Source organism: Pedobacter sp. ASV1-7, assembly GCF_040203335.1.
GTDB lineage: Bacteria > Bacteroidota > Bacteroidia > Sphingobacteriales > Sphingobacteriaceae > Pedobacter.
The window spans coordinates 22,450-41,621 of the sequence record NZ_JBEHBV010000006.1 but is presented as its reverse complement, the minus strand read 5'-3'; the positions used below and the strand labels follow the sequence as shown (position 1 = coordinate 41,621).

At 35.9% G+C, this 19,172-nt stretch carries 18 protein-coding genes; 13 read left to right on the top strand and 5 right to left on the bottom strand.

What is annotated here, in order from left to right; all coding sequences use genetic code 11:
* The first annotated feature begins 7 nt into the window (after positions 1 to 7).
* Both ABDJ41_RS14600 and ABDJ41_RS14595 read left to right on the top strand, forming a co-directional pair.
* A complete protein-coding gene (locus tag ABDJ41_RS14600) occupies positions 8 to 1,348 on the top strand; it encodes an SGBP N-terminal domain-containing protein (RefSeq protein ID WP_349786801.1) in 1,341 nt (446 codons plus the stop codon).
* A 27-nt stretch (positions 1,349 to 1,375) separates the two neighbouring features.
* Complete coding sequence (locus ABDJ41_RS14595) at positions 1,376 to 2,515, top strand: DUF4855 domain-containing protein (protein WP_349786800.1); 1,140 nt, start codon at positions 1,376 to 1,378, stop codon at positions 2,513 to 2,515.
* 58 nt (positions 2,516 to 2,573) lie between these two features.
* Here the strand turns inward: ABDJ41_RS14595 and ABDJ41_RS14590 are convergent, their stop codons facing one another.
* Complete coding sequence (locus ABDJ41_RS14590; protein WP_349786799.1) at positions 2,574 to 2,897, bottom strand: phosphoribosylpyrophosphate synthetase; 324 nt, start codon at positions 2,895 to 2,897, stop codon at positions 2,574 to 2,576.
* Between the two features lie 121 nt (positions 2,898 to 3,018).
* Here ABDJ41_RS14590 and ABDJ41_RS14585 point away from each other — a divergent pair, with 121 nt between their 5' ends.
* Together ABDJ41_RS14585 and ABDJ41_RS14580 are read left to right on the top strand one after the other, a co-directional pair.
* Positions 3,019 to 3,186, top strand: a complete 168-nt coding sequence (locus ABDJ41_RS14585) for a hypothetical protein (RefSeq protein ID WP_349786798.1) — start codon at positions 3,019 to 3,021, stop codon at positions 3,184 to 3,186.
* A gap of 24 nt (positions 3,187 to 3,210) precedes the next feature.
* Positions 3,211 to 3,696, top strand: coding sequence for a YdeI/OmpD-associated family protein (locus ABDJ41_RS14580; protein WP_349786797.1), 486 nt, complete (start codon positions 3,211 to 3,213; stop codon positions 3,694 to 3,696).
* A 51-nt stretch (positions 3,697 to 3,747) separates the two neighbouring features.
* On the opposite strand, the gene ABDJ41_RS14575 is transcribed toward ABDJ41_RS14580, so the two are convergent.
* Complete coding sequence (locus ABDJ41_RS14575; RefSeq protein WP_349786795.1) at positions 3,748 to 4,206, bottom strand: hypothetical protein; 459 nt, start codon at positions 4,204 to 4,206, stop codon at positions 3,748 to 3,750.
* Between the two features lie 91 nt (positions 4,207 to 4,297).
* Between ABDJ41_RS14575 and ABDJ41_RS14570 the strand changes: the two genes are divergently transcribed.
* The 4 genes from ABDJ41_RS14570 to ABDJ41_RS14555 all read left to right on the top strand — a co-directional run bounded on the left by ABDJ41_RS14570 (position 4,298) and on the right by ABDJ41_RS14555 (position 8,665).
* Positions 4,298 to 4,879: a MiaE family protein gene (locus tag ABDJ41_RS14570; RefSeq protein WP_349786794.1), complete on the top strand. Its 582-nt coding sequence runs from the start codon at positions 4,298 to 4,300 to the stop codon at positions 4,877 to 4,879.
* A gap of 107 nt (positions 4,880 to 4,986) precedes the next feature.
* Positions 4,987 to 5,961 (top strand): 3-keto-disaccharide hydrolase, encoded by a 975-nt coding sequence (locus tag ABDJ41_RS14565; RefSeq protein WP_349786793.1) that lies wholly within the window; start codon positions 4,987 to 4,989, stop codon positions 5,959 to 5,961.
* Positions 5,962 to 6,080: 119 nt separating this feature from the next.
* Complete coding sequence (locus ABDJ41_RS14560; protein WP_349786792.1) at positions 6,081 to 7,481, top strand: DUF6794 domain-containing protein; 1,401 nt, start codon at positions 6,081 to 6,083, stop codon at positions 7,479 to 7,481.
* Positions 7,482 to 7,645: 164 nt separating this feature from the next.
* Positions 7,646 to 8,665: an OmpA family protein gene (locus tag ABDJ41_RS14555; RefSeq protein ID WP_349786791.1), complete on the top strand. Its 1,020-nt coding sequence runs from the start codon at positions 7,646 to 7,648 to the stop codon at positions 8,663 to 8,665.
* 69 nt (positions 8,666 to 8,734) lie between these two features.
* On the opposite strand, the gene ABDJ41_RS14550 is transcribed toward ABDJ41_RS14555, so the two are convergent.
* Positions 8,735 to 10,135: an alkaline phosphatase gene (locus ABDJ41_RS14550; protein ID WP_349786790.1), complete on the bottom strand. Its 1,401-nt coding sequence runs from the start codon at positions 10,133 to 10,135 to the stop codon at positions 8,735 to 8,737.
* Positions 10,136 to 10,344: 209 nt separating this feature from the next.
* Between ABDJ41_RS14550 and infC the strand changes: the two genes are divergently transcribed.
* Positions 10,345 to 10,911, top strand: coding sequence for a translation initiation factor IF-3 (infC, locus tag ABDJ41_RS14545; protein WP_349786789.1), 567 nt, complete (start codon positions 10,345 to 10,347; stop codon positions 10,909 to 10,911).
* A gap of 29 nt (positions 10,912 to 10,940) precedes the next feature.
* Here infC and ABDJ41_RS14540 read toward each other — a convergent pair whose 3' ends face one another.
* Both ABDJ41_RS14540 and ABDJ41_RS14535 read right to left on the bottom strand, forming a co-directional pair.
* Entirely contained in the window at positions 10,941 to 11,789 is an 849-nt protein-coding gene (locus ABDJ41_RS14540; protein ID WP_349786788.1) for a prephenate dehydrogenase, read from the bottom strand.
* 31 nt (positions 11,790 to 11,820) lie between these two features.
* Positions 11,821 to 12,966, bottom strand: coding sequence for a pyridoxal phosphate-dependent aminotransferase (locus ABDJ41_RS14535; RefSeq protein ID WP_349786787.1), 1,146 nt, complete (start codon positions 12,964 to 12,966; stop codon positions 11,821 to 11,823).
* A gap of 214 nt (positions 12,967 to 13,180) precedes the next feature.
* On the opposite strand from ABDJ41_RS14535, the gene msrA reads away from it, so the two are divergent.
* From msrA to ABDJ41_RS14515, 4 genes are all read left to right on the top strand, one after another.
* Positions 13,181 to 13,672, top strand: a complete 492-nt coding sequence (msrA, locus tag ABDJ41_RS14530) for a peptide-methionine (S)-S-oxide reductase MsrA (protein WP_349786786.1) — start codon at positions 13,181 to 13,183, stop codon at positions 13,670 to 13,672.
* Between the two features lie 103 nt (positions 13,673 to 13,775).
* Positions 13,776 to 14,351 carry an RNA polymerase sigma factor gene (locus tag ABDJ41_RS14525; protein ID WP_349786785.1) on the top strand — a complete coding sequence of 192 codons (576 nt, stop codon included), beginning with the start codon at positions 13,776 to 13,778 and terminating at the stop codon, positions 14,349 to 14,351.
* Between the two features lie 81 nt (positions 14,352 to 14,432).
* Positions 14,433 to 15,557, top strand: coding sequence for a FecR family protein (locus ABDJ41_RS14520; RefSeq protein ID WP_349786784.1), 1,125 nt, complete (start codon positions 14,433 to 14,435; stop codon positions 15,555 to 15,557).
* A gap of 183 nt (positions 15,558 to 15,740) precedes the next feature.
* A complete protein-coding gene (locus ABDJ41_RS14515; protein ID WP_349786783.1) occupies positions 15,741 to 19,130 on the top strand; it encodes a TonB-dependent receptor in 3,390 nt (1,129 codons plus the stop codon).
* Positions 19,131 to 19,172 lie beyond the last annotated feature (42 nt).

Sequence of the window (19,172 nt, the reverse complement as noted above, 5' to 3'; positions counted from 1 at the left end):
CGGTATTATGAAAAATATAAAATTATTTTGCACGCGATTACTTTTTGCAGTAATGACTGCAAGTATGATGGCTTGTTTGCCTGATACAGAATTGGGCCCGGAAAAAGTGGAAGGTTCAATTATCAGGTTCAAAATTACAAATGTTGAGGGAGCTGTGGTGGCTATGCTGGGTAGGAACATTAATGTGAGTCTACCAATAGGTTCATCTCCTGCAACCCTGATCCCTCAAATTATAGTCGCCAAGGGAACCACTATTTTAAATTATACTGAAGGGCAGAGCATGGATTTTAGCAATGATGTGATTCTAAAAGTCCAGGGAACTAATAGTGCTATTACAGAATATACGGTAAAAACTACAGTTCGACAGCCTAAACCAGGCTTTGATAAAATTGAACTGTTGTTCGAGAAAAAACATAGCAGCTATGGATGGACTTTACATCAGCAATATGCTACGGCTGTTAGTGGTGAAAATGTTTTAGTAGCAAACACCAGTGTTATTCAGGTCCTGGACGCTTATACAGGTGATCCGAAAGGTGTTTTGGCAGGCCACCCTGGTGCAATTCATCAGATTGCAAATGACGAAGCAGGAAGAATCTTTGCCGCAAATGTAATTACAACAGCAACAGCATTTAAAATTTATAAATGGGAAACTGTAAACTCTGCTGCTCCCGAAACAATCGTAAATTATACTATTCCGGCAGCCGATTGGCCGGCTTCTGGAGGAAACTTAGGACGTTGTTTATTGAGTGTTTATGGCGACATTAGTAAAGATGCCGTGATTTACCTTCCACTTGCCAGTTCTAAAATTATTTACAGGTGGGTATATACCAATGGACAATTAAAATCTAATACCCCTGATAAAATAGAGTATACTTTTCCACTGACTATTAAGACTTTTGGTAACATAACAGCTAATGTTAATCCGCTGGGGCCACTACCAACAGATGGTTATGTGGTTAGTCAGACACAAAGAGGCTGGGAATACATTGGTAATAATATTCAGTATACGTTTTCTACAACAGACGGTGTATTACCATATAGAACGATTGTTTTTAATTTCAATGGCGCAAAGTATTACGCAGGTTCCGTGCCTACACCCAATACTTCGTTCTATATTTTTGATATCACCAATCCAAAAGGAATAGAGATGAATGAGACCGAACGCTTTGATGCAGGGATAGAATTTAAGCCTTTTCAAAGTGCAACTTTCCCAGTAGAAAGCACCGGAAATACAACTCCTCATATAGGCTTTTCGTTCAAACAGAATGCAGACGGGACAGGAATATTATATTATCTGTATGCGAATTCAGGTTTGAGGGCTTATAAGTTGACAAAGAAAATTAACTAGTTGTGATACCATTTTATAAACATTAAAATGAAAAGTATATATATAAATATTTTACTCGGGCTAACAATTGCATTATTGATCTTAAATGGCTGTAAAAAGATTGATTATAATATGGGCGTTTCTTTACCGGAAACTATAGCTCCAATGACATTAAGTTCTGCTAAGGCGGTGGATATGATGTTGATTTATCAAGGTGGGTCGCACAGACCTACCTGGACTCAGTCAGAACTGGCACCTTATGTAACCTATCTTGATCCTGAATCTGGTAAAGAAGACTGGTTGTTTGATGGTTTTTTAATTATAGAATCTAATGATGGTGCAGGTAGAGACATGGTTGCCCCAATTTATCCAGATAAGTTTACAGGTAAATTAGGTAGAAAGGTAGAATGGGAGAATCAGTTAGCCAGACAGTTTACTACAGATAATGGAATTGATGCTTTAAATAAATTAGTTACTGTAAAAAGTGCTTTAATCGGGGCACCTAAAAGAAAACGACAGGTGGTTATTTGTTTACCTGAGCCTGCTCCGGGGCAACAAGATTGGGGGGTATTGGATGGGAAACAGTTAAATTTTAGTTCTCAAACAGATCGTTTGAATGCCTTGAAATGGTATATTGACCAGATTTTGCTAAAATGGGCTGCTTTAAATCCTACGAATCTGGAGCTTGCAGGTTTTTACTGGACTCCTGAAACTGCATATATTTCACAGGTGATGTTACCAACGGTAAAATCATATATCCGTACTAAAAGTCCCAATTATAAATTCTATCACATACCACACTGGGGTGCAGGCGTAAGGCCAGACTGGAAAAAGCAAGGGTTTGATATTTCTTATCAACAGCCAAATGTGTTTTTTAAAGATACCAGAGTCATTCAGGTTAAGGATGCTGTAGCTTATGCTAAATTAAATGGAATGTCTTTAGAATTTGAATTTGATGAAAGTGCTTTAGTAAAGTATAACTATAAAAAAAGAGATATTTTTATGGAATATTATAACGATTTTAAAGATGCCGGGGTATGGGAAAGTTTTCCTTTAACATATTACCAGGATCATAAGGCATGGGTTGGTTACATCAATTCAACCGATCCAAAAGATCAGGAAATTACAAGGTTGTTAGCCAGAACGATTGTCGATAGACAAAAACGGGCAGATGCGGAACTGAAGTAATATAAAAACACGACAAATATATTTAAGCCTTTGAATTATAATTCAAAGGCTTAAATATTTACATGATTTCAGGATCATTTTTTGAGATGTTAAGTGCTTTTACCATTTCATCAACAATATTGTCACTATAAATTCCATAGCCGTTTATGAGCGTACCTTTTATTCCATGTTTTTCGGATGATATAGCATATATAATAGCTTCATCTGCAGGGTCAGAAAGTCCTTCAAATCGAAAAGTTCTGTCCACTTCAAATTCTCCTGGCATTAACTGCAAATAATTACCCTGACATTCCAGGCAGTTTTCTTTTAAATTGAAGTCTACAGTATATCCTTCATTTTTTAATTTATTCAGTATTTCTGAAACGGTTGTCATTGGATTCATAGTAAAATCATTTATTGAACTTGTTTAAATTAACTATTTTAAATGGATTTAGTTTTAAGCTATTGAATAAAGCTTATTAATAGGTGTTATATTGCATTGATTCAATTTTTAAATAAAGCAGATGGAGAAGAGAACCATACTAAACATTGCAGTATTTTTATTAGTTATATTGGGTATAGCAATAATTTATTTTGGTATGTCGGGTCCTAAAATCATGTGGCCACCAGTTATTACTGGTGTAGGTTTTTTTGTGATCAGTTGGGTTTTCTCAAAATTAAAAGAAAATTAGCTGCCCAATATAATCAGGGGTATTATGATGTTTAAATTCAAAGCTGAAATAGCAATTATTGGAATCAATCCTTATGTATTATTGCCTGAGGATGTTTTAACCGGAATCTTTGAACAAGCGGGAAAAAATAAAGGTACAATTCCAGTTTGCGGAATGATTAATGAAATCCCTTACAAACAAACTTTATTAAAGTATAGTGGTTTATGGAGACTCTATATCAATACCCATATGCTTAAAAACTCACCAAAACGGATTGGTGAAGTAATTCGTATTTCTATTGAATTAGACCAGTCTGATAGAACGATAAAGCCTCACCCTAAATTAATAGAGGCCTTAAATCAGAATCAAGAAGCAAAAGTGGTATATGAGCGCTTAAGTCCTTCTCTAAAAAAGGAAATAGTTAGATATATTGATAATTTAAAAACAGTACAAAGCATTGATAGCAATATAGCTAGAGCAATAGATTTTTTATTAGGAAAGGGGAGGTTTGTCGGCCGGAATCATCCATAAAAAAGACAAATTAGTTAAATCGAAAACATCTCTTTAACATTTCATTAGTTGTTACAGCTTGTGAAATGCGAATTTTGGACTTTGATAATCGATAGGTATGTTCTTTTTGAAATAATACATACCCATATAAATTTCCATGGCGCCTTGGCCCATAATTAATTTGTTATCTTTTTTTAACAGTGCAATGGGGATAGTATGCCAATTTTCTATTCCATAATGCTGAAAACGGAATGTTCCTTTTAATGTATCTCCTTTTACAATTCCACTTACATCGCCAGAGTCCTTATATAAACCACGGTAATTTATTTCAAGTTGTCCATAAAATTCTTTATCCGTCAATTTTATATTAAGGCTTGCTGTATCGACTTTATTTACAGCATTATATTGTGTTTTTATATCACTTTTATCTACATCTGAATTACTTCCACAGCCAGATGTTATTATGATAAGAATTAAACAAAGGGTATTAACTATTGTTATTGCGGTTTGGAATTGAGCTTTCATCTTCATGAAATGGGGATATAGTTCAAATATACATTTCATGGGGAGATAAAATTTAAGGTTTCTTTGCTATTTTTGGCGAAAAGGAGATACCTATTAGATGCTTGGATTAAAATTATTGACAGACCCGCGTTGGGCAGACATTGCTGAATCGAATTTAGAAGAGATCTTAACCGATCATGCCTGGTGCGAGCAAAAAGCAGCAACAAATGCCATTACCCTGATTGCCAATAACTCGGAACATATGGATTTGGTTGAAGAACTGACTGTTATTGCATTAGAAGAAATGCAGCATTTCCAGATGGTTGTCGACATCATTAAGCAGCGTGGCTATACGCTTGGTCGTGAGCGTAAAGACGATTATGTAGGCCGTTTGGTAAAGTTTAGTAAAAGAGATGGGAGCAGAAACACTGCATTTATTGACAGACTATTATTTGCCGCCATGATTGAAGCAAGAAGCTGTGAACGCTTTAGGGTACTTTCTCAAAACATTAATGATGCTGAACTGGCTAAATTTTATCACGATTTGATGGTTTCTGAGGCAGGTCATTATACTGTTTTTCTAAATTTTGCCCGAAAATATACCATAGATGTTGACGTAGATAAAAGGTGGAAAGAATGGCTTGAGTTTGAAGGAGAACTGATTCAAAGCTATGGCAATAAAGGAGCTATTCATGGTTAATATTCAATATTGAACTGTAAAAAAATTACTATCTTGTCCTGCCAAAAGTTGGAAATCATTGCCAGCCATGGTCCTAAACACAAATGACTATTAAAAATAATTATTTTATGCGTAAAAAGTTTCTTGTATTTGGTATGAGCTGCCTTTTGATGGCTGGTTCTACTAATACTTTGTTTGCTTCTGCAAGCAAAGCTCCTGTTAATCTCCAATCATCTGCTGAACCAAAAGATCTGATTGGACGTTGGGACATTACCGTTGATGAAAATGGTAAATCTGCTCCATCATGGCTTGAAGTAAAGTTATCAGGCTTCAAAACATTGGTAGGATATTTTGTAGCTACTTCTGGTAGTGCACGTCCGGTGTCGGAAGTTAAATTTGACAATGGTAAGTTCAGATTCGAAATTCCACCACAGTGGGAAAGTGGAAATCAGAATATGATCATTGAAGGTGAACTTACTGCTACTGGAATACAAGGTACAATGACAGATTGTAACGGTAAAAAATACAATTGGAAAGGCGTTAAAGCACCATATTTAAAGAGAACTAAGGCACCAGTATGGGGCAAACCGATCGCTTTATTTAATGGTAAGGATTTAACCGGTTGGAAAGCAAGTGGTAAAAACCAATGGGTAGTAAAGAATGGTGTTTTAACTAGCCCTAAAGCAGGCTCAAACCTAATCACTGAGCAGAAGTTTAATGACTTTAAATTGCATGTAGAGTTTAAATATGCAAAAGGTGGTAATAGCGGTATTTATTTAAGAGGTCGTTATGAAACACAAATTGAGGACAGCAATAAGGACGCACATCCAAACAGTGTATTGTTCGGTGGTATCTACGGATTTTTAACAGCTAATGAAATGGTTACATTAGGACCAGATCAATGGCAAACTTATGATATTACATTGGTAGGCCGTTTGGTAACGGTTGTAGCAAATGGTAAAACAATCATTAGTAACCAGGAAATTCCAGGTATTACAGGTGGTGCGCTAGATAGTAATGAAGGTGAACCAGGACCAATTTATCTTCAGGGTGACCACCAGCCAATTGAATTTAGAAAAATTATAATTACTCCAGCTAAATAGGCTGATAATAGTTAATAACCAGCATATATAGCTGGAGAATTTTAGCAGAGGGTATCTTTTTAGATACCCTCTTTTTTTTGAAAAGGATTTTTTAACTTACTTCGTATACATTTAAGGTGATGAAAATAAAATATCTTCTGATTTGGGTTCTCTTTTTACAGGTAACATCGCTGTTCTCTCAGACGAAAATACCCATCACTGAAACTTTCTCTATGAATGGAAAATATTCCCTCAAGTCTATAGCTTATTCAAATGAACATGGAAATACCCTTGGCAAATCTATTGTGCAGAAGGGGAAGAAGGTACTTTATGAAATCGATAGATCTTTTGATGTATTTAGCTACAACCCAATTTATTTAACCATATCAAATGATGGGACAACTATTGCTTATTTTACTGAAAACTCTTCCGCTGGCCCAGGGTTTAAAAATGTCAGTATCTACAAAAATGGTAAGTTATTAAAAACATATACGCAAGCTGAATTTACAAGTTGTGACCCTGAACAGGATAATTGCAGATTTCTTTATGACAATACCAATATTGTTTTTGACTATAAGAAAAACTCAAAAAAAGGCTTGGATAAAGTTCAAAAAGAGGGGGTAAGTGAACAGGAACTGTTTCTAAATGCAAACAGTATTTTGAACCATAACGATATCATTTATTTCACTGATGCAAAAAAGGTAGTCACTGTTTTTGATCTAAAACGGGTTAAAATAATAGCTAAAACACCATTTGATTCTCTTTATCATCGACTTAAAAACTATAAAAGGGTATCTCCTAAATTTGATGATGCAGATTTTTCTTATGAAAGAATTAATGATTTCAAGTTTAAAAATAGTGGTCAAAAATTATCTGATTCAATAGGTGAGATTGCCGGATTAAAGTTTGTTAGTGTTAATGAAGCTGGTTTTTTTAAGTATAAAATTTACAGAATTCAGTTGACAGGCTACCTGGATCATAAGGGGCATTTTGAAATTGAGATGTTAAAATGTGATAAGAACTTTGATGAAAGTAGAATAAGAAAATTGATCACTGAATCGGTGTTTGAATCAGGTTTTATATCTGATAAAATTGAAAAACAACATTTCAAAAGTTTCTTCGGTGGATTTAGAAATCCAAATGATTCTTTAGCGTTAGAGGAAAAGGAATCAGAGAAGAAAGAGCAGGCAAGGGAGTTTGAGCGAAGGTTAAGCATGGATTCAGTTAATCATGTTTATATTCCTGCGAATATGGAGGAATGTATGGTTGAACTTGATAAAGTATTGAACCCTAATAGTAAGAAGCAAATTTTAGCTTACAAAAGTAGAGGTGATATGCTAGGATTACATCATGGATTAGGTATGTGGATCAGGAATAACTGGGGTCTTTGGGGTGGCTCTCGTTTGCTAAAATATTTTAGAGACATAGGGCCTTCTGAACCAGATGGATTATCTTCTATGATATTGTATAATTATTACGACTGGCTGAAAGGAAACAAAAATATTGCAGCAGAATGGGAAATGAAAAGTAAAAAAAAATAGGGCACTTTTCCAACAAGTCGGAAGAAACAAATCATTACGTATTTCTGAAAGTGTATTGCCGTAATTTTGATATTTTAATATTTATCTATAATTTTTCGGCTTTAATCTTTAATACTAAAAAATAGAAGTATGATAATGCTTCTCAACCGAAAGAAAACATACCAATGAAAAAAATTACATTCTTACTTGCAGGATCCTTATTAGCCTTATCATGTAACCAATCTAAAACTTCTGATGGAAATCAGGATGCTAAAGTCCAGAATACTGAAGCCTCTTCAACAACAGCTTCAGCGCAAACATCAACAGGAAATAAAAAGTTTGATATTGAAAGTATTCCGGTTTCAACAATAGATATAGGTGAATTCCCTTTTTTTACTGCTCCTAAAGGAGCAATGTATATTAATAATGTTAAAGTTAAACCCTTTGATTTTATAGTAGCAGCAACTGATGACAGTCTTTTTGAGGTTGAAGGAAAAGTGTTTAGAGCATGGATCCATGAGGATAAGAGCGGTGGCATAGAGATCAGTAATCGTTACCTTTTAAAAAGTTATGAGGATGCCATTCTTGCTGCAGGAGGTGTTAAGATTTTTGAAGGTGAGTTAAAGGGAGATAGGTTGGAGCAATATAATAAGCTGGTTACTTATGCTGGAGATGATGGTAGCTTTATTCCAAGCGATGGTCAACAAATGTTGACTTATGTTATTCGCCGAAATGACGGTAATGTATATATCATTTTAGAAAAAAAGGATTTCGCGACAACATCGTTTCAAATTGTTCAGGAAAAACCTTTTCAGCAAACCATTAAAAAGATCACGGCCGATGATATTGTAAAGGATCTTTCAGAAAAAGGGAAATCAATCTTATATATCAATTTTGCGCTCGACAAGTCTGCTATCACTACAGATGGAAAAGCCATAGTAGATCAAATTGCAAAAGCATTGAAAAATGACACCTCTTTAAAAATTGCAATAGAGGGGCATACGGATAATACGGGAGACGGATCACACAATAAAAAGCTTTCAGATGATAGATCTCTTTCAGTTATGACTCAACTGATTAATAATGGAATTGATAAGACCCGCCTTTCAGCAAAAGGTTTTGGAGCAGAACGCCCTTTGGTAGCCAATGATTCTGAAGAAAATAAAGCTAAAAACAGACGCGTTGAATTAATTAAAGTTAATTAGCGTATAGTTCTCATTTTAAGAGGAAATGAAATAAAGAAGGCCAGATCCTTAAGGGGCTGGCCTTTCTTGTTAAGCGATCACTCCACAAGCCTTCAGCATCAGGTTATGGAGTTCTATATTTTTAACAAATGGTTTCAATAACTCACTTCCTGGACCAAACATAGCAAGCTCTACGTAATCACCAGAGTGATCCATAGATCCCCATCCTACAGAGGTGTATTTAGACTGTACAAGTGCCAGGTCTTTGTAAGGAAGATTTCTCGGGTTATACAATCCTTTCTCATCTATTTTGCCATAATGAACCAATATTTGTTCTGCTTCGGCTTTAGTGATTGCATAACCTTGTGCAGCTTCGAGTTTTTCTATGAAAGAACTTACCGAAGTGTCTTTGTTTACACCATCAAGTACCCAATTATTAGTTTGTTTAAAATTAAAAATCTTTTCAAAATTGCGATCAGCATTTGCACCATAGAATAAACCAGGATTGGCATTTCCGTGGTCGGTAGTAATGACTACCAATGTATCTCCACTCTTTTCTGCGAAAGAAATGGCTTCAGCAACAGCTTCATCAAATGAAATCTGGTCATAAAGCAATCCACCGATGTCATTAGCATGAGCAGCCCAATCAACCTTTCCACTTTCTACCTGTAGCACAAAACCATTCTTGTTTTTGCTTAAAGTTTTAATGGCATTCTTAGTCATTTCAGCAAGTGTTGGAACTTTCTCAATTAATTCCTTATCGCTAGAACGGTCTAATGCATAAGGTAGGGCATCATCTGTAAAAATTCCTAGCAATGGTTTTGAACCATCCTGACTAAGTAGTTGTTTGCGATCTGTTACTACTGTATAGCCCTTCGTACGTGCCTGACCAAATAAGTCCTTACCATCTTTCCTCAGAGAGGGAGAAAAATGTTTTAATCCACCACCCATCACTACATCCATTCCAAGATCCAGATATTTAGCAGCAATACCTGGCTCATCACTGCGTTTTTTACTGGTTACACTAAAACCAGCAGGGGTTGCGTGTGTGGCAGTTACAGTGGTAACTACACCAACTGATTTACCGGCTTTTTTAAATTTTTGGAGAATCGGCAGATTTTCAGTTCCATCCGCATTCACATTTAAAGAACCATTAGGAACTCGTACACCACCTCCCCATGAAGAACTTGCAGCAGCAGAATCTGTAACAATGGAACTTGCAGATGCAGTATCCATTAATGCTCTGGTCACTTTGTTTTCTTCATATAATGACATCCATTTACTTGATATGCCGTTTTTACGGTTTAGTAATGTGTTAGCCATATTCAGCGTGCCTGTACTCATACCGTCACTAACAAGAAAAATAATATTCTTAGCAAGCTTACCCTTACTATCAGGCATTGTAACAGCTGCGATGGTCTCAAAAGGTGATAATAACGAAGACCCCAGGATTGCCAGTGATCCGCCTTTAAAAAAGTCTCTTCTTCTCATGTGACGAATATAATAAATTGATTCTGTTAAGGGCGCTGTGAATAAGACGATTTTAGTTTTTTAATCTTATAATGATTATTTCTTAATATAAGTTTAAAGTCATCAATTGAGTTATTTTCATAAAAGCCCCTTTTGAATTGCTATATTATGGGTGTAGGCCAAAAAAGCTTATTAAAGATTTATTATTATTCACTTAAATATTTTCAAATTTGGTATTAAAAAAAAGAGTAGGATTTAGGGGACGCTTACCCTTTAAAAAGAAAGAAGCAGAACATAAGATTAATGAGTTCATCACTTCGCCTGAAGTGAGAGTAACTGGTGAAGACATCGAGTCAGCTGTTTATCCACTGGCAAAAGCCCTGGAGTTAGCTGAAGAACAAGGATTAGACCTGGTAGAAATCTCACCAACAGCAGTACCTCCAGTTTGCAGAATTATTGACTACAATAAATTTCTTTTCGAAAAGAAGAAAAAAGATAAGGAAATCAAGGCTAAAGCCAAGCAGACTATTATAAAAGACATACGATTCGGTCCGAATACAGATGATCACGATTTTCAGTTTAAGCTTAAACATGCGACATCATTTCTTGAGGCCGGAGAAAAAGTACGCGCATTTGTACATTTCAAAGGTAGGGCAATTGTTTATAAAGACAGGGGCGAGATACTTCTTCTCAAATTTGCTCAGGCACTTGAAGAAGTAGGTAAAGTAGAATTGTTTCCTAAGCTTGAAGGAAAAAGAATGTTCCTCACCTTAGGTCCAAAAACTACCAAAAGGTAGAATACAGGTGCCAGAACGGCACCTGGTAATCAGTTATTTCTGTCAAGCACAGCTTTGATTTTATTTGCATTCTCCATTAACTCGGTCAGGTAGTCCCAGTTTTCTTTTTCAATGCAGGATTTGAATTTACGGAGTTGTGTAATATGCTCATTTAAAACGTCAAGTACATTTTCTTTATTCTGTTTAAAGATCGGCATCCACATGGCCGGACTACTTTTTGCCAACCTCACAGTACTCTCAAAACCCGCACTGGCTAGTTCAAAAATAGCATTTTCTTCTCTCTCTTTTTCCAATACAGTATTGGCCAATGCGAAAGAAGTAATATGTGAAATATGACTGACATAGGCTACATGTACATCATGGTCTTTCCCTTCCATATAAACATTATACATACCTAACAGTGCATATAAATGTTCAACTGTTGCAAGTGCATCTTTATCACTGTCAGAAGCATTACAGATCACATTTGCCCTTCCTTCAAAAGCATCATCAGTAGCAGCTTCAGGTCCGCTGAACTCAGTACCCCACATAGGGTGAGTTGCAATATATCTGCCACGGTTCACATGCCCTTTAGCAGCATCTAGCAGAGATGTTTTAGTGGATCCGGTATCAAGAACAATCTGATGCTGTATCTGGTCTAATACATGAGGTAATAAGGTTGTACAAACACTTACAGGTGCACTTAGTATGATTACATCACTATTAGCTATGGCATTGTCCAGGTCCGTTATTTCATCTGCAATTCCAAGTTCCAACGCTTTAAGAGCATGCTCTTCCAGGTTATCAACACCATAAACTTTAGAAGCAAAACCCTTTTGTTTTAACATCAAGGCCATGGAACCACCAATTAGTCCGAGGCCGACTACTGCTATTTTCATTATATAAATTTTATATGTATGCTAATTAATGCTATTTACTAATGCGGCCTATTGCCTGTTCAAATCTTGAAAGGTCGCCGCAAAGACTAATCCTGATATACTTGTTGCCCTGGCTTCCAAATATTCCTCCCGGGGTCAGGAATACACCCGATCCATAAAGAACCTCATCACTGAGTGCATAAGCATCTTGATAATGATCCGGTATCTTTGCCCATACAAACAAACCAACTTGCTTAAGTTCATATTTGCAACTAAGGATATCCATTATCTGATATACTTTTTCTCTTCTTTCTGCATAGATGCTATTGATATGGTTATACCAGTCTGCGCCCAGACCTAAAGCTTTTGCAGCAGCCAGTTGCAGCGGCATAAACATACCACTGTCCATATTGCTTTTGAATCTCAGAACTTCTTCAATTCTTTCTTTCGATCCGCAAAGTACACCAATGCGCCAGCCAGCCATATTATGTGATTTACTTAAAGAGTTCAATTCCAGGGCTACATCTTTAGCTCCCGGTGTTTCCAACAAACTTATAGGATTGTCGTTTAAGATAAAGCTATAAGGATTATCGTGTACCAGTAAGATATGGTTTTCTTTTGCAAAGCGGACCAGGTCTTCGAATAGACCAGGAGCTACCTGCTGGCCTGTAGGCATATGTGGGTAATTCACAAACATCAGTTTTACTTTGCTCAGATCGGTTGCTGCTAATGCTTTAAGATCTGGATACCAGTTTTTTTCTTCCTGTAAAAGATAATTTACTGGTTTCCCGCCGGCTAACTTAACAGCACTACCATAAGTGGGGTATCCCGGATCAGGAATCAGTGCTTCATCACCCTCTTCAAGGTAGGTCATACAGATATGCATAATGCCTTCTTTTGAGCCTATTAACGGTAATACTTCTGTATCAGGATTCAGACTCACCCTGTACCATTGCTGGTACCAATCAGCAAAAGCCTGTCGTAATGCAGGAATCCCTTTATAGCCTTGATAACCATGTATTGAAGGACTGGCAGCTGCTTCCTGTAAAGTCCTGATTACATCAGGATGTGGAGGAAGATCCGGACTGCCGATTCCTAAATTAATAATGCCTTTACCTTCTTTATTCAGGGTATCAATTTCCCTTAGTTTTTGGGAGAAGTAGTATTCACTTATACCCTCCAGTCTTTTTGCAATCATGATTGAGATTATTTTATCCGTAGTTCTACTTTACAGGCTGGATTACTTTATTGCAATTTCCAAACTATAGAGAGCTCTACGTAGATATTGTTTAGTTTTTTTTAATATTATCCCGAATATTAAAAACGGCCTAAAATAATAATTTTTATTACAGGGTTTAACTTTTGAGTAATATTTAAAATATAGTACCTTTATTTCAAAAAAAAAAGAATATATGAATAAGGAAAAAGCCATTTTAGCCGGCGGTTGTTTTTGGGGAGTAGAAGAGTTGTTCAGACATTATCCGGGAGTAATTTCGACGGTAGTGGGATACACAGGAGGGGATGTTGTCAATGCAACTTACAGGAATCATGGTACACATGCGGAAGGTATCGAGATCATATTTGATCCTTCAGTTTTATCCTACCGTAAACTCCTGGAATACTTTTTCCAGATTCACAATCCAACTACGCTTAACAGACAAGGCAATGATATAGGGACCTCATATCGTTCTGCTATCTTTTATACTGACGAAACACAACATGAAACAGCAAAAGCTTTAATAGCCGATATGGAAGCTTCTGGTATTTGGCCAGGCCCAATTGTTACAGAAGTGTTTCCGGCAGGAGATTTCTGGAATGCTGAAGAGGAACATCAGGATTATTTGCAAAAGAACCCTTATGGCTATACTTGCCACTTTGAAAGACCTGAGTGGAAGATGACCTAGTGTTTTAACATAATGGAAGTATAATATGGGATCTGATTTATATTAATAATATTCTTTTATATTGCCGGCGTATTTCAACAGGAATTAAGTAATGTAGAAAACAATGTCAGGTAGATATGATAAATATTCTGATCAGGAATTGGTGGCTCTCATTAAATTGGGAGATGAACAATCATTTGCCGAGGTTTTTAATAGATACAAAGTGTTACTGTTTAACTTTTCTTATAAAAAGTTAAACAACAAGGATGTAGCTAAAGATGTTGTTCAGGATTTATTTATTAAGCTCTGGAATAATCGTGATGAATTTGAACTAAAAACAAGTTTGAATAGCTATATGTACCGCTCGGTGCTAAATGGGGTTCTTAATATAGTTAAACATGACCTTATTAAAGAAGAGTATGTAAATTCTTTACAACATATGATAGACCAGTCAACCGAAGAGTCTGATCATAAGATCAGAGAAAAAGATATTGAGAATTTAATAGAAATGGAGATTGCGGCATTACCTCAGCAGATGCGTGAAGTTTTCATCATGCGTCGAAAAGAATACCTTTCAAACAAGGAAGTCGCCGAAAAATTAAATATATCTGAACAGACTGTAGAGACACATATGAAACGTGCGCTCAAGGTTTTGCGTAAAAGATTGGGTAAGCTGAGTTATTTTCTATCTGTTATTTAATTTTTTTTTCTCTTCGTTACCCATTCGCTTATTTACAATTGTCTTAGTTATAAGGGCCATTGATAAAAAGTCTTATTGTGAATGAAAAATGCTAAAGAACTCTTGTCTGCTTATAAAGCAGGTCACTGTACAGAAGAAGAAAAACAACAAGTAGAAAAGTGGTTTCTTTTAAACGGTGCCGGAAAAATCAGTGATTTATCTGATAGAGATTTTTTATATGCAGAAAATGACATGTGGTCAATGATCCAACAGAATAAAGTGGTAGCTGCGCCTGTAAGAAAGAAATTATATGCACGTATCAGTATAGCTGCCTCAATTCTTGTTGTGATGAGCTTTTCAGCCTATCATTTTCTTTTGAAGCCTGATAGAATTACCGAACAGTTTCCGGTAAATGATATTGCTCCGGGAGGTAATAAAGCAGTATTGACACTTGCTAATGGAAAAAAAATAAGCCTTACTGATGCGGATAATGGAGAGCTTGTTCAACAGCAAGGGATAAAAGTAATAAAAGATACTGCAGGACGTGTAATTTACGAAATGGTAGCATCTGCCAAGAATACTGATTTACCTATAAGGTATAATACTATTTCTACTCCAAATGGAGGTAGGTACGAGGTATTGTTGCCAGATGGTAGTAGGGTGTTTTTAAATGCAGCTACAACAATTACATTTCCAACATCTTTTTATAGACAGAAGGAACGTAAAGTGACATTAAGTGGCGAAGCGTATTTCGAAGTTGCACATAATAAGTCAGTGCCTTTTAAAGTTGAAATGAACAGTCAGCAAATTGAAGTATTAGGTACACATTTTAATGCGAATAATTATGAAGATGAACCATCCGTAAGGACAACGCTGCTTCAAGGCTCAGTTAAGGTATTAACTTCAGGTGGACAGGTGATTTTACAACCAGAACAGCAAGCTTTGCTAATTAATGGTAAACTAAATGTTAAAAAGGTAGACGCTCAATCCTTTATCGACTGGAAAAATAACATCTTCTCTTTTAATGATGCGGATATACAAGCAGTGATGAGACAGCTTTCTAGATGGTATGATGTGAAAGTTGAATATAAGGGCAAAATTCCTAAGGAACATATTACAGGGTATATATCCCGGGATGTCCCTATTTCTAAAACTTTTTTAATGCTTGAAGAGATTAGCGATATGAAATACACCTTAAATGACAAGAAAATAATTGTCTCCTTTTAGCAAAAGATAAACCAGATATAAAACCTTAATCTTCAAAGAAATGACATAAAAGCTTACTATAAATCAAAAAGAATATGAGGGCTTAAATATCTGCCCCGGTTGGCGCCGGGACAGAATAAATGTTTAAGTCGTCATGGAAAAATCGTTCAACCAATAACTTACAAACTCAAACAAAACAAATGTATGAAACATGCTTTACATTCCTGCCTGGTATGGCAGAAATTCGGTATTGGCTTTTCAAATTGGCCAATATTGAGAAAAATTATTTTCATTATGAAACTTACTACCCTTATTGTTTTGATCATCAGCCTCAAGGTAAGTGCCACAGCTTATTCACAGAAGGTTACTCTAAACGAACATGACGAGAAAATTGAGAAAATTTTTAAGTTGATCCGTAAGCAGACGGGATATAATTTTTTATATAAAAATGAAGTCTTAAGTGACCTTCCTAAAATGAGTATTTCTAAAAGTGGCACTTTAGAAGAAGTATTAGGAGAGTTGTTGAAAGTGCAAAATCTGAATTTTAAAATTATTGAGAAAACTATTCTTGTTAGTAAGTTACGATTAAATTCTAATAATAGAATGTCGAGAGATATTGCAGGTATTGTGAAGGACTCTACAGGTGTAACTTTGATCGGTGTAAGTGTGACAATAAAAAATAAGCCTGGAAAAGGAACCGGAACTGATATAAACGGAAAGTTTATATTAAATGTTGAAGAAACCGATATTCTTGTATTCTCTTATACCGGATACAATACTATAGAAATTCCTGTTAAAGGGAGGTCAATAATCAATGTTGTCATGCATGAAAATAACTCTGTGCTAGATGAACTGGTAATAGTTGGTTTCGGTGCTCAGAAGAAAATTAGTGTAGTAGGTGCACAGGCAACTATTAAACCTTCAGATCTGCAAATCCCAGTCAGAAGTTTAAATAATGCTTTAGGAGGGCGGGTAGCAGGAGTGGTATCTGTTCAAAGAAGTGGTGAGCCCGGTGGGGGTGATAATGCAGACATCTGGATTAGGGGAATTTCAACATTTAGTAACAATCTGAGTAAACCATTGGTGTTGGTTGATGATGTTCCAAGATCTTTTTCAGATGTTGATCCGGAAGATATAGAAAGCTTTTCTATTCTTAAAGATGCTTCGGCAACTGCAGTATATGGTGTTCGGGGCGCAAACGGTGTAATCATTGTTAAAACAAAAAGCGGAACTCCTGGCAAGTCGAAATTTAATTTCAGGTTTAATGAAGCACTAACTTCTTTTACAAAAATCCCGGAGTTTGCAGATGGGGTAACCTATATGCGTATGTCAAACGAAGCTTTGGCAAACAATGGAGCTCCGCCAAGATATTCCGAAGAATCTATTCAGCTTACTGAATCTGGTACTGATCCATACCTATATCCAAATGTAAATTGGTATAAGGAGTTGTTTAATGATTTTGGTAACAGCAGAAGGGCTAATCTGAATATTAATGGAGGATCTGAACGTGCTATATACTATATAGCGACAAGTTATTACGATGAAAAGGGACTTTACAAAACAGATGACCTTGCTAAATACGATTCTCAAGTTAGGTTAAAAAGATATAACCTAACATCAAATGTGACTTTAAAGCCAAGTAGCAGTACCACCATTAAATTAGGTGTGCAAGGCTATCTTTCTAATGTGAATTATCCAGGCTCTAACTCTTCGGATATTTTTGAAAAAGCATTCTTTATGACCCCAATTTTGCATCCACCTAAATATGAAGATGGAAAAATTGCTGATGTGGCTACTTCAAGTTTACAAAACCCATATGGATTATTAACTCAAACAGGTTATGCCAATCAATGGAGGAATCAGCTGTTCTCCAACCTTAGGATAACCCAGGAGCTTGATTTTTTAACAAAAGGTTTATCTGTAACTGGTATGTTCTCTTTTGACGCCTATAATTACGTGAGTTTAAGAAGAACAAAAACGCCTGATACCTGGTTGGCCAATGGAAGGGATAATGAAGGAAACATCATTTATCAACCTATAAGACAAGGGACTGAATATCTTGCTTATGAAAGAAATAATAATGGCTCAAGAACCTTTTATAATGAGGCTGCTTTGAACTATAACCGGACATTTGGCAAACATAGTCTTGGTGCTTTGGCATTGTTTAATCAGAGTGATGAAATCAATACACAAGCAGGAAGTCTGGAAACATCTTTACCATATCGATTTAGAGGGTTAGCAATGAGGACGACTTATGGTTTTGATAATAAGTACTTTGCTGAATTTAATTTTGGATACAATGGATCAGAAAATTTTCTGCCTGAAAAGAGGTATGGCTTTTTTCCATCAATAGGTTTAGGATATGTAATATCTGAAGAAGGCTTTTTTAAGCCATTTAAGGATTATATCCAATTGCTTAAAATCAGAGGTTCACATGGTAAAGTAGGTAACAGCAATATTGGAGGCAGGAGGTTTGCTTATCTGGGCACAGTATTACGCTCCTCATCAACTATTTATTCATTTGGACGTACGCCAAAAGGGTTTAATGGGATAGATATAGATGAATATGCTGTTGATGTAACCTGGGAAACTTCTACAAAAACCAATCTGGGAATTGACTTGAATACTTTTAATAATAATCTTGTTTTTCAATTCGATTTATTTAAAGAGCATAGGGAGGGAATCTTTCTTCGCAGAAATTCACTTCCTTTTTATATGGGTATTAAAAATAACCCATATGCCAATGTTGGTGTAATCGACAATAAAGGCTTTGACGGTTCAGTAACCTATAATGGTAAATTTGGGAAAGACTTTAGTTTTCAACTGATGGGTAACTTTACATTTAACAGGAATAAAGTAATTGAGGATGATTTACCAGATCCTGCATATCCATGGTTGGCAACAAAAGGATTGAAAGTGGGGCAACGTCAGGGGTATGTTGCATTAGGGTACTTCCAATCTGATGCTGAAATACAAAATAGTCCTAGACAATCTGGAACAATCGCACCTGGAGATATCAAATTTAAAGATCTTAATGGTGATGGTGTAATTGATGCATATGATAAGACGGCTATTGGTTATGGACAGGTACCTGAATTGATGTATGGTTTTGGCTTTACATTAGGTTATAAAGCATTTACTCTTTCTACACTATTTCAGGGAGTTGGAAATATGGATATCTGGCTAAATGGTGAAGGATTGGTCCCTTTTCAACAAGGTTTATCCAGAGGGAACTTGTTTAATAATATCAGCGACAGATGGACAAAAGAAAACCCAAATCCGAATGCATTTTATCCGCGTTTAACACCAGGTACCATCAATGAAAATTATGCAAGAAGTACGCATTGGATAGCTAATGGGAGATATGTTCGCTTAAAAACACTGCAACTTAATTACAAGTTACCAAAGAGTTTTGTAAATAAGGTTAAGCTTAGCAATGCCGATATATTCTTTTCAGGTGTAAACCTACTTACTTTTTCTCCATTCAAATTATGGGATGCTGAATTAGGCGATGGGGCAGATGCAGCCTATCCTGGGGGAGCAGGATATCCTAATATCGCAACCTATAGTGTAGGGATAAACGTTAATTTCTAAACATAAGATTTAAAGAGATGAACAAAATAAAATACATAATAC